At 60.5% G+C, this 10,171-nt stretch carries 9 protein-coding genes; 1 reads left to right on the top strand and 8 read right to left on the bottom strand.

Annotated features, from left to right (window positions below):
• Positions 1-35: 35 nt before the first annotated feature.
• Entirely contained in the window at positions 36-944 is a 909-nt protein-coding gene (locus tag ROSMUCSMR3_RS13420) for a hypothetical protein (protein ID WP_081507619.1), read from the bottom strand.
• Between the two features lie 255 nt (positions 945-1,199).
• On the opposite strand from ROSMUCSMR3_RS13420, the gene ROSMUCSMR3_RS13415 reads away from it, so the two are divergent.
• Positions 1,200-2,246 (top strand): DMT family transporter, encoded by a 1,047-nt coding sequence (locus ROSMUCSMR3_RS13415; RefSeq protein WP_081507618.1) that lies wholly within the window; start codon positions 1,200-1,202, stop codon positions 2,244-2,246.
• Between the two features lie 72 nt (positions 2,247-2,318).
• On the opposite strand, the gene ROSMUCSMR3_RS13410 is transcribed toward ROSMUCSMR3_RS13415, so the two are convergent.
• From ROSMUCSMR3_RS13410 to ROSMUCSMR3_RS13380, 7 genes are all read right to left on the bottom strand, one after another.
• Positions 2,319-3,548 (bottom strand): glycosyltransferase, encoded by a 1,230-nt coding sequence (locus ROSMUCSMR3_RS13410; protein ID WP_081507617.1) that lies wholly within the window; start codon positions 3,546-3,548, stop codon positions 2,319-2,321.
• A 137-nt stretch (positions 3,549-3,685) separates the two neighbouring features.
• A complete protein-coding gene (gene glpK / locus ROSMUCSMR3_RS13405; protein WP_081507616.1) occupies positions 3,686-5,173 on the bottom strand; it encodes a glycerol kinase GlpK in 1,488 nt (495 codons plus the stop codon).
• Positions 5,174-5,307: 134 nt separating this feature from the next.
• Positions 5,308-7,026 (bottom strand): ABC transporter substrate-binding protein, encoded by a 1,719-nt coding sequence (locus ROSMUCSMR3_RS13400; protein ID WP_198133554.1) that lies wholly within the window; start codon positions 7,024-7,026, stop codon positions 5,308-5,310.
• A gap of 43 nt (positions 7,027-7,069) precedes the next feature.
• On the bottom strand, positions 7,070-7,342 hold the full coding sequence (locus ROSMUCSMR3_RS13395; protein WP_008279274.1) for a DUF2160 domain-containing protein: 273 nt from the start codon (positions 7,340-7,342) through the stop codon (positions 7,070-7,072).
• Between the two features lie 13 nt (positions 7,343-7,355).
• Positions 7,356-8,198 (bottom strand): carbohydrate ABC transporter permease, encoded by an 843-nt coding sequence (locus ROSMUCSMR3_RS13390; protein WP_008279275.1) that lies wholly within the window; start codon positions 8,196-8,198, stop codon positions 7,356-7,358.
• Positions 8,198-9,070: a carbohydrate ABC transporter permease gene (locus ROSMUCSMR3_RS13385; RefSeq protein WP_008279276.1), complete on the bottom strand. Its 873-nt coding sequence runs from the start codon at positions 9,068-9,070 to the stop codon at positions 8,198-8,200. Before ROSMUCSMR3_RS13385 ends, ROSMUCSMR3_RS13390 begins: the two co-directional genes overlap by 1 nt.
• A complete protein-coding gene (locus tag ROSMUCSMR3_RS13380) occupies positions 9,070-10,164 on the bottom strand; it encodes an ABC transporter ATP-binding protein (RefSeq protein ID WP_081507615.1) in 1,095 nt (364 codons plus the stop codon). Before ROSMUCSMR3_RS13380 ends, ROSMUCSMR3_RS13385 begins: the two co-directional genes overlap by 1 nt.
• Positions 10,165-10,171 lie beyond the last annotated feature (7 nt).

Below are 10,171 nucleotides of genomic sequence, written 5' to 3'. Positions count from 1 at the left end.
GAAAACCCTCAACTCTGTCGATAGAGGCCTGCACCTCAAAGATCGGCAGGGGCCGCGCCATCCGCCATGGGCGGCACGTCTAGGGGCATCGACCAGTCGGCGGGGTCGGTACATTCTGCCTCGGGACGCGCCAGAAGGATCTGCGCGTGGAAGTGACCGGTGGTTTCCACGCCTTCGGTGTCATGCCCTGCGGCCTGCGCATTGGCGATGGCACGGGCCTGTTCCTCGGGGCTTTCAAATCGGCGGTGGATAAAGGCCGGGATCGGCAGACGTTCAACCACAAGACCGTGGGCGCGCAGCACCTCTGTTGCCTCGGGCCGCTCGTTGCCCCGGATGGGCGACGTCATGACCCAAGGCTTGACCGGGCCGCAAGCCGCCAGCATCCGGTCGAGCGCGCGGGGCATAAGCTGGGCAACAGAGCCGCATTCAACGATCATGTCACAGCGCGCCAGTTCCCGGCCAAGCCCCTCGGATGGTTCTGCACGTTCCAGATCCTCGACAAAGCCGGATTGAAAGAGGCCAACCGCGCGCCCATAGGCAACCGCGTTGGGCATCACGTCAATGCCGGTGACATGCAATGCGGGCGCAGGGCGGCGCAGCCCCGACAGCCAGCCGCGATCCAAATCAATCACCTCTGCGGAAGACGCGCTGTCGAACACCGGCTGACGGTAGCGGGCAAACACCTGTTCGAGGCTCAGCTCATGGGCCATGAGTGCGGAAACGATGCCATAGCTGCTGGCGAAATCAACGATCCTTGCCTGCTCAAGACCACGCAGGCGCATCATTTCCGCCAGGCCGGCCCGAAACCCCGCAACCGCGTGATGTTGGTTGCGATAGCCCAGCCGGTCCATCATGCGGAAATAGGCCCGACAATCGGGCTGATCATAGGTGTCGTCAAAGATGGTGACAAAGCCGGAGGTAGGCGTATCAGAGGGGGCGGTCATGGAAATGTCCCTTGGGGATCAGGGGGGCACATGGCCCGATGGTGCGCAAACTTGCCTCCCGCGCCGTGATTTACAACAGAAATCACGAGAATTTTCACCGTTTCCCACGCAAGCGTGACCCGCGCGCCGTCGTTGAAACAATATTTCGCGGCCATCAGAGGAACGTGACCATCTGTGCGCGGGCGTGGATTGCACCAATCACGGTTAGGGCGCAAGGTAAAGTCAGGTTTCGGTATCACGGTTCAGGAGCGCGCCATGACTAACGCCAGCACACAGATTGTTCCCGATGCCTCCAAGGTCATGATGGGTGCCACGCTCGCTTGGGTGGCGGTGTTGATCTATGCTTCGTCAAATTCCCTCGTCTCGCTGTTGGCCGATATCGGATCACAGAACCTCGTGATGGGGCGCAATGTCATCACCTATTGCAACCTGCTGTTTGTCGGCTCGCTCATGTCGATGGTGCCGATGGTTTTCATGTTCTGGCGCGACTGGACTTTTGAGAACCTGCGCGCGCTGACACGGAAAAACTGGGCGATCCTGACGCTTTCGGCGTTCTTTTCTTCCGCTTTGACACCGGGGCTGTTCTTTTACGCGCTGGAGCATACCACGGTCACGAATGTTGTGTTGATGGGCCGGATCGAACCGCCACTTTTTTTGCTGGCGGCCTGGCTGGTCTTGCGCGAGGAGTTCGAGCCTTGGGCCTTTGTTGCCGGTCTGGTGGCGCTTTGCGGGGCGGCGGTGATGATCCTGATGAACAGTGAGGGCACATCGCTCAACCTTGGCAAGGGCGAGATTGGCGCGCTTTTGGCGACGCTGTCCTATATTGCCTCGACTTTGATTGCCCGCACAGGTCTGCGCGACATTCCTATGGGGATTTTCGCGATCTACCGCACGGCGGTGGGCACGACGGTCTATTTCTTTGTGGCCCTATACCTGTTTGGTCCGAACCATTTTCAGGATGTGTTTGATCCGGTGGTCTGGCAATGGGTTTGGATCTATGCGGTGGTGGTGATCATGGGCGGGCAATTCGCCTGGGCGTTCGGGCTTAAATATGCGCGCTCGGGTGATGTGTCATTGGCCACGTCATTTTCGCCGCTGGCGGCAATTCTGATCGCGATGGTGATGCTGGGCGAAGACCCCGGACCGGGGCTGATCCCCGGCGGCGCAATCATCCTTTTGGCGGTGGGCATCGGCCAGTATGGCCGCCTGCGCCGCCGCCGTCGCGAGGATGACACGATGCGCAAGCAGGCGCAGGAGCGCGCGCTGGAACATGAGGGCGCGGTAAACTTCAAAGGGGTCTGAGGACGGGCTCAAAGGCAAACGCCCCGATTGTCACGGGGCGTTTTGCACTTTTTCGGCAGGCAAGATCGGCTGTCAGAAATTCCCGACCGAAGGGTGACGGTGCCCGGCAAGCGACCCATAGGCGGGACGCAGGGCATCAGGCAGGGAGGCATAGCTCTGAAAAAGTTCGCGGGCGAGACCGGCAAGCGGCGGAATAGAGACCCCCAACGCACCAAGCGCGGCTTGCTTGAGCGCCAGCCCATCCGCCACCTCAGGCAGCATATCGGGTGCAAAGCCAGTGATCTCGCGTCCGGCGTCATGGACTGGCATCAACCAGACAGCGCCGGGCAGGTGATCATGGTTCGCCTCAAACAGAGCAACCGCCTCTGACAGGGCCGATCCCCCGCCTGCGCGGGGATAGGGGGCCAGCACACACAGCCCGGTGGCATTGGCATGGGCAGAGAATGCAGACCTGTCGTCAAGCGGCAGCACCCGGACGGTGGGATAGGCCCCAAGCAGTTCGTGCAGCACGCGCGACCCAAGAGCGTTCATATCCTCAAGATAGACCGTGACGCGCACCCCTGCTGCAAGCCGGTGGCCAATGGTCCCCAGCGCGTGATGGATCACCTGCGCACCGTCCTGCGCCAGAACAACCATCTCGCGGGTCAGCATCCGGGGCTGACGGCTGAGGAAAAAGGCAAAGATCTGTTCAGCCATGCCATTGTAATGCGTGACATCACGGGTGTCGTGGACGATGCGGCCAATATCCACCTCGGCCACGTCATACCCCGCCGCATGCACCCGCAGCATGATATCAAGATCGACCGCGTAATCAGTCGCGAGACCGTTGTAGGCGATCAGAGACCGATCAAAGACATAGAGCCCGGAATTGGGTGCGCGCAGATGCGACAAGCCCGGAAACATCTGATGCAGGGCCGGCCGCACCAAAAGGCGGGTCATCGGCATGTTATCGGCGGGGTCGTGCCACGCCCCCTTGATCAAGCCCACACCGGGGCCGCGGGCAGCGGGCATCTGAGCAAACAGATCAGTGTCGAACCTGTCGAGATCGGCATCGACCTTCATCACCCAGTCATGGCGGGCGGCGGAGACACCTGCGCGCACCGCGTGGCCCATGCCGGTTTGTGTCTCTGAGATAACTGTCGCACCCGCCCCGCGCGCCAATTCTGCCGTCGCATCGGTCGAGCCGTTGTCGACCACCACGACCTCGCCCACATCCGGCATATCCGCAAGCACCGACACGACGCGGGCAATGGTTTGCGCCTCGTTTCTGGCCGGGACAATGACGCTGACCGGGGCGGTCATGGCAACTCCTTGGGAAACAGGAAATACATTCCTTTGTCGAGAACCTAGTCTTTGGCGGCCTTGATCACAATATGAGACGTGTCACGAGAGTAAAATCTCTCGTGAAAGACTGTAACCTGAGCAGAAGGTTAGAACAACTAAAAGGCGAGTGTGGCCGAAACCGCGCGTGTCCAACCCTCAACCTTGGCGGTGCGCAGCTCGGTCGACATCTTTGGCAGAAACTGCTGTTCCAATGCCCAAGTATCGGCAAATCCGGCCTGATCGGGGTATAGACCGATCTGCATCCCCGCCAGCCAAGCCGCCCCAAGCGCGGTGGTTTCCAGCACTTGCGGACGATCCACAGGCGCGTCGATAATGTCTGACAGGAACTGCATGGCCCAGTCAGACGCGCTCATTCCGCCATCCACCCGCAATACCGCATCGGCCCCGTGCCCGGCCCAATCATCGCGCATCGCCCGCAAGAGATCGCGGGTCTGGAACCCCACGCTTTCCAGCGCCGCACGGGCCAGTTCCGCAGGCCCGGTGCTGCGGGTAAGCCCAAAGATCGCCCCCCGACAGTCAGGCCGCCAATAGGGCGCGCCAAGCCCGGTAAACGCAGGCACCAGAACGACTGTTTGATTGGGGTCGGCCTGTTCGGCGAGGGGCTGCGTTTCACTGGCGTGGCGGATCATCTTGAGCCCGTCGCGCAGCCATTGCACCACGGCCCCCGCGACAAAGATCGAGCCTTCGAGCGCATAGGTCGGCTTGCCATCCAATTGATAGGCAATGGTGGTGAGCAGCCGGTTTTGCGAGACAACCGGCGTATCGCCCGTGTTGAGCAGTGCAAAACAGCCGGTGCCATAGGTGGATTTGAGCATCCCCGGCTTGAAGCACGCCTGCCCCACAGTGGCCGCCTGCTGATCGCCCGCCACACCGCGAATGGGGATTTCGCGGCCAAAGAGATCGGCGCGGGTGTGGCCATAGTCATCGGCGCTGTCGCGCACCTGAGGCAGCATTTGCATCGGGATGCCCAAGAGATCGCAGATCGTTGCGCTCCAGCGCCCTTTGCGGATATCGTAAAGCAGGGTGCGCGCGGCATTTGTGGCGTCGGTTGCGTGCACGCGACCGCCGGTGAGTTTCCAGATAAGATAGCTATCGACGGTACCAAAAAGCAGATCGCCCGCTTGGGCGCGGGCGCGCGCGCCCTCGACATGATCGAGAATCCAGCGCAGTTTTGTTCCGGAAAAATAAGGATCAAGCAAAAGCCCGGTGCGCCCGGCCACCATCGGTTCGTTGCCTGCGGCGCGCAATTCGGCGCAATACTCTGCTGTGCGCCGGTCTTGCCAGACAATCGCGCGGTGAATGGCCTGCCCGGTGTGGCGATCCCAGACCACCGTTGTCTCGCGTTGATTGGTGATGCCGATGGCGGCGATGTCGGCCCCGGTCAGCCCGGCCTTTTCGATCACCGCGCGGCAGGTGCCCGCTGTGGTCGACCACAGATCATTCGCGTCATGCTCGACCCAGCCCGATTGCGGAAAATGCTGGGCGAATTCCTCTTGTGCCGTGGCCGTGATGCGCATCTGCGCATCGAACAGGATCGCGCGACTCGACGTGGTGCCTTGGTCGATAGCGAGGATATGGGTCATGAGAGTGGGTCCGTAGGTTTGAGTGGTCATCCTCGGGCTTGACCCTAGGATCGCCCTACCCCGTCATCCTCAGGCTTGACCCGAGGATGACGGAAAGGTCCGGGGCGCGCGGCACGCGCCCCGATGCATTTCACTTACTGCCAGGACTTGATCAACTCGTCATAGGCGATGGTGACCGGCTCTTCGTCTTCGTTCTCAAGTTTGGCCTTGGGGGCACCGGGCTGGCTCAGCCAATGCTCGGGGTCCATTTCCTCGTTGAGTTTCGGGCCGATGTCGCCTTGGATGCCAGCGCGCTCAAGCCGCTCAAGCACGCGCTCTTGATCCGCGCAGAGCGCATCAAGCGCCTCTTGCGGGGTTTTGGCACCCGACATGGCATCGCCGATATTCTGCCACCAAAGCTGTGCCAGTTTCGGATAGTCGGGCACGTTGGTGCCGGTGGGCGACCACTGAACGCGCGCGGGTGAGCGGTAGAATTCCACAAGGCCGCCCAGCTTGTCGGCGCGCTCGGTAAAGCTGTCGTGCTGGATCGTCGACTCGCGGATGAAGGTGAGGCCGGTGTGGGCCTTTTTCACATCCACGGTTTTCGAGGTCACGAACTGCGCATAGAGCCACGCCGCTTTGGCACGGTCGACGGGGGTGGATTGCATCAGGGTCCAGCTACCGGCATCCTGATAGCCCACTTTCATGCCCTCTTCCCAATAAACGCCATGTGGGCTGGGGGCCATGCGCCATTTCGGCGTGCCGTCTTCGTTCATCACCGGCAGGTCGGGTTTCACCGAGGCTGCGGTAAAGGCGGTGTACCAGAACATCTGTTGCGCAACGTTGCCCTGCGCGGGGATTGGGCCCGCCTCAGAGAAGGTCATGCCAGCGGCGGCAGGGGGCGAGTATTTCTGAAGCCACTCAATCGCCTTGGTGACGGCATAGACCGCCGCAGGACTGTTGGTGGCACCGCCACGCGCGACACAGGACCCCACAGGCTGCGAATTTTCATTCACACGGATGCCCCATTCATCGACCGGCAGGCCGTTGGGTTCACCCTTGTCGCCCATCCCGGCCATGGACATCCACGCGTCGGTATAGCGCCAGCCAAGGCTGGGGTCTTTCTTGCCATAGTCCATGTTGCCAAAGACTTCGCCCTCGACGCCCAAATGGCTGAGGTCACGGCCGGTAAAGAATTCGGCGATATCCTCATAGGCCGACCAATTGACCGGAACGCCCAGATCATAGCCGTATTTCTCTTTGAAATCGGCCTTGTTCTTGTCGTCGTTGAACCAATCGTAGCGGAACCAGTAAAGGTTAGCGAATTGCTGGGTTGGCAGTTGATAGACCTTGCCATCGGGGCCGGTGGTGAACGACAGGCCCACGAAATCGTCGATATCGAGCGTCGGGCTGGTCACATCCGCGCCCTCGCCTGCCATCCAGTCGGTCAGGTTGCGCACCTGCTGATACCGCCAATGGGTGCCGATAAGGTCACTGTCGTTGACATAGCCGTCATAGATATTCTCGCCCGACTGCATCTGGGTTTGCAGTTTTTCGACCACATCGCCTTCGCCGATGAGGTCATGCGTGACCTTGATGCCGGTGATGGCGGTAAAGGCGGGTGCCAGCACCTTGGATTCGTAGCTATGCGTGTCGATGGTTTCCGACACAACCTTGATTTCCATGCCGGAAAAGGGCTGAGCGGCGTCGATGAACCACTGCATTTCCGCCTCTTGCTCGGCGCGGGTAAGCGACGACAGATCGCCGATTTCCGCATCAAGAAACGCCTTTGCCGCCTCCATATCGGCGAAGGCAGGCGAGGCCATCAGGCCCAGCGACACCAGCGCGGTGGTTGTTTTCATTCGAAAGTTCATGGTTTCCCTCCCTAGGTGAACTTTGTTGGTGATTGATCCCGGTCTAAACCCAGCGAAACACCGCCGCGGCATAGATCAGGCAGAGGATCAGCGCATAAGGCTGGTTCGCGCCGACAATTCCGAGCCAGGCCAGGTTGAGAAAGGCCGAGCCGAGAAGCGTGATGAAAAGACGATCGCCGCGCGTCGTCTCGATCCTGAGGATGCCAACACGCGGGGTTTCGGGGAATTTGATCGCCAGCACCGTGAAGGTGATGAGCAGCGCCGCGATGACCCCGAAGAAGATCGCGGTGGGGAGTGTCCAAGCCATCCAGTCCATGTTTAGTCCTCCCTCAGACGCGGCCTAGGGCGAAGCCCTTGGCGATGTAGTTCCGCACGAAATAGATCACGAGCGCGCCCGGCACGATGGTGAGCACCCCTGCCGCCGCGAGCACGCCCCAATCGAGACCGCTTGCCGACACCGTGCGCGTCATGGTGGCGGCGATGGGCTTGGCATCGACGCTGGTCAGCGTGCGGGACAAGAGCAATTCCACCCATGAGAACATGAAGCAGAAGAACGCGGCCACCCCAACGCCCGATGCAATCAACGGCATGAAAATCTTGACGAAAAACCGCCCAAAGGAATAGCCGTCGATATAGGCGGTCTCGTCGATCTCTTTGGGGACGCCGCGCATGAACCCCTCTAGAATCCACACGGCCAGCGGCACGTTGAAGAGGCAATGCGCCAGCGCCACGGCGATATGCGTGTCAAACAACCCCACGCTTGAATAAAGCTGAAAGAACGGCAGCGCAAAGACCGCAGGCGGAGCCATCCGATTGGTCAAAAGCCAGAAGAAGAGATGTTTGTCGCCCAAGAAACTATAGCGCGAGAACGCATAGGCGGCAGGCAGGGCCACGGCAATCGACAGAACCGTGTTCATCACCACATAGATCAGCGAATTGACATAGCCCATATACCAGCTGGCATCGGTGAGGATGGTGGCATAATTCGCCAGCGTCGGGCTCTGCGGCCAGAGCGAGAAGGTGCCAAGGATCTCGTCGTTGGTCTTGAAGCTCATGTTCACGAGCCAATAGATCGGCAAGAGCAGGAACACGAGGTAAAGCACCATCACCACGTTGACGCGCGGCAGGGCAAGGCCACGTGTGGTGCTGCGGGTCGCGGTCAGATCGGCCATCACTTGCCCTCCCGTTTGTCGAGATTGACCATGACGGTGTAAAACACCCATGAAATCAGCAGGATCACGAGGAAATACATGATCGAAAAGGCGGCGGCTGGGCCGAGGTCGAACTGCCCGAGCGCCATTTTCACGAGGTCGATGGAGAGGAACGTCGTGGCATTGCCCGGACCGCCGCCCGTGACCACGAAAGGCTCGGTATAGATCATGAAACTGTCCATGAAGCGCAGGAGGATGGCGATCATCAGCACCCCCGTCATCTTGGGCAATTCGATATAGCGGAACACGGCCCAGCGGCTGGCCTGATCAATCTTGGCGGCCTGATAATAGGCGTCGGGGATAGATTGCAGCCCGGCATAGGCCAGAAGGGCGACCAGCGATGTCCAGTGCCAGACATCCATCACGATCAGCGTCACCCAAGCATCCACCGCATCCTGAGTATAGTTATAGTCCACCCCCAGCGCCGCCAGCGTATGCCCCAAGAGGCCGATATCGACCCGGCCAAAGATTTGCCAAATGGTGCCCACCACGTTCCACGGGATCAAGAGCGGCAAGGACATGAGCACAAGGCAGACCGACACCCAGATGCCGCGCTTGGGCATATTGAGCGCCACCAGAATGCCCAGCGGCACCTCGATGGCAAGGATGATCGCGGAAAAGATCGCCTGCCGTTGCAGCGCGTCCCACATGCGTTCCGAGGCGAGCATTTCTTCGAACCACTCCAGCCCCGCCCAGAAGAACTGGTTGTTTCCAAAGGTATCCTGCACCGAATAGTTGACCACGGTCATCAGCGGGATCACGGCAGAGAACGCCACGAGGATCAGCACAGGCAGGACAAGGAACCATGCCTTTTGATTGACGGTCTTCTCCATCACGCGGCCTCCTGCGCCTGAGATTTCGGCGTGACGCGCCAGTCATCGGCATAGACGTTGATCGCCGCCGGATCAAAGGTGAGGCGCGTCATTTCGGGTGAAATCAGCGCGCCCTCGGCGGCAATGGCGTTGATCTGAACCCCGGCCAATTCGCAGCGGACGATCTTGTGACGGCCCACATCCTCGATCCGCCGCACGGTCACTGGCAGGCCATCAGGCCCCGCCGTCAGACGCACGAATTCCGGCCGCACACCGATTTGCACCCGGCCTGTGGGGCGGGCATAGTCGGCACCCAGCGGGATTTCGACGCCCTGCACCACGGCCTTGTTGCCCATCACCTGCGCGTCGAGCAGGTTCATGCCCGGCGAGCCGATGAAATAGCCCACGAATGTATGTTCTGGCCGCTCAAAGAGTTCCTGTGGGGTGCCCATCTGCACGACTCGACCGTCATGCATGACCACCACCTTGTCGGCAAAGGTCAGCGCCTCGGTCTGATCGTGGGTGACGTAGATCATCGTATGGCCAAACTCGTGATGCAGCGCCTTGAGCTGCGTTCTGAGTTCCCATTTCATATGCGGGTCGATCACCGTCAGCGGTTCATCGAAGAGAAGCGCGTTGACGTCTTCGCGCACCATGCCGCGCCCAAGGCTGATTTTCTGCTTGGCATCTGCTGTAAGGCCGCGCGCCTTGCGGCCTAGCTCTGCCTCCATCCCGATCATGCGGGCGATGGTTTGAACCCGCTCGGCGATATAAGACGCCTCTGCCCCGCGATTGCGCAGCGGAAACGCGAGATTGTCGCGCACGGTCATGGTGTCATAGACCACCGGAAACTGGAACACCTGCGCAATGTTGCGCGCGGCGGTGGCCTGATCGGTGACGTCCTGATCGTTGAAGAGGATACGGCCTTGGCTAGGGCGCAAGAGGCCTGAAATGATGTTGAGCAGCGTGGACTTGCCACAGCCTGACGCCCCCAAGAGCGCGTAAGCCTCGCCATCGCCCCAGACGTGATTGAGTTCCTTGAGCGCGAAATCCGCCTCGGACGCGGGGCGCGAGAGGTAGCTATGCGCGAGATTATCAAGCGTGATCTTGGCCATGGTTCCC

Source organism: Roseovarius mucosus, assembly GCF_002080415.1.
Lineage (GTDB): Bacteria > Pseudomonadota > Alphaproteobacteria > Rhodobacterales > Rhodobacteraceae > Roseovarius > Roseovarius mucosus_A.
This window is presented reverse-complemented; position numbering and strand designations above follow the sequence as displayed.

Coding starts and splice junctions, on each gene's coding strand:
- ROSMUCSMR3_RS13385 (WP_008279276.1), bottom strand. CDS start 9,070: ATGGAGAAGACCGTCAATCAAAAGGCATGGTTCCTTGTCCTGCCTGTG.
- ROSMUCSMR3_RS13395 (WP_008279274.1), bottom strand. CDS start 7,342: ATGGACTGGATGGCTTGGACACTCCCCACCGCGATCTTCTTCGGGGTC.
- glpK (WP_081507616.1), bottom strand. CDS start 5,173: ATGACCCATATCCTCGCTATCGACCAAGGCACCACGTCGAGTCGCGCG.
- ROSMUCSMR3_RS13415 (WP_081507618.1), top strand. CDS start 1,200: ATGACTAACGCCAGCACACAGATTGTTCCCGATGCCTCCAAGGTCATG.
- ROSMUCSMR3_RS13410 (WP_081507617.1), bottom strand. CDS start 3,548: ATGACCGCCCCGGTCAGCGTCATTGTCCCGGCCAGAAACGAGGCGCAA.
- ROSMUCSMR3_RS13380 (WP_081507615.1), bottom strand. CDS start 10,164: ATGGCCAAGATCACGCTTGATAATCTCGCGCATAGCTACCTCTCGCGC.
- ROSMUCSMR3_RS13390 (WP_008279275.1), bottom strand. CDS start 8,198: ATGGCCGATCTGACCGCGACCCGCAGCACCACACGTGGCCTTGCCCTG.
- ROSMUCSMR3_RS13420 (WP_081507619.1), bottom strand. CDS start 944: ATGACCGCCCCCTCTGATACGCCTACCTCCGGCTTTGTCACCATCTTT.
- ROSMUCSMR3_RS13400 (WP_198133554.1), bottom strand. CDS start 7,026: ATGAACTTTCGAATGAAAACAACCACCGCGCTGGTGTCGCTGGGCCTG.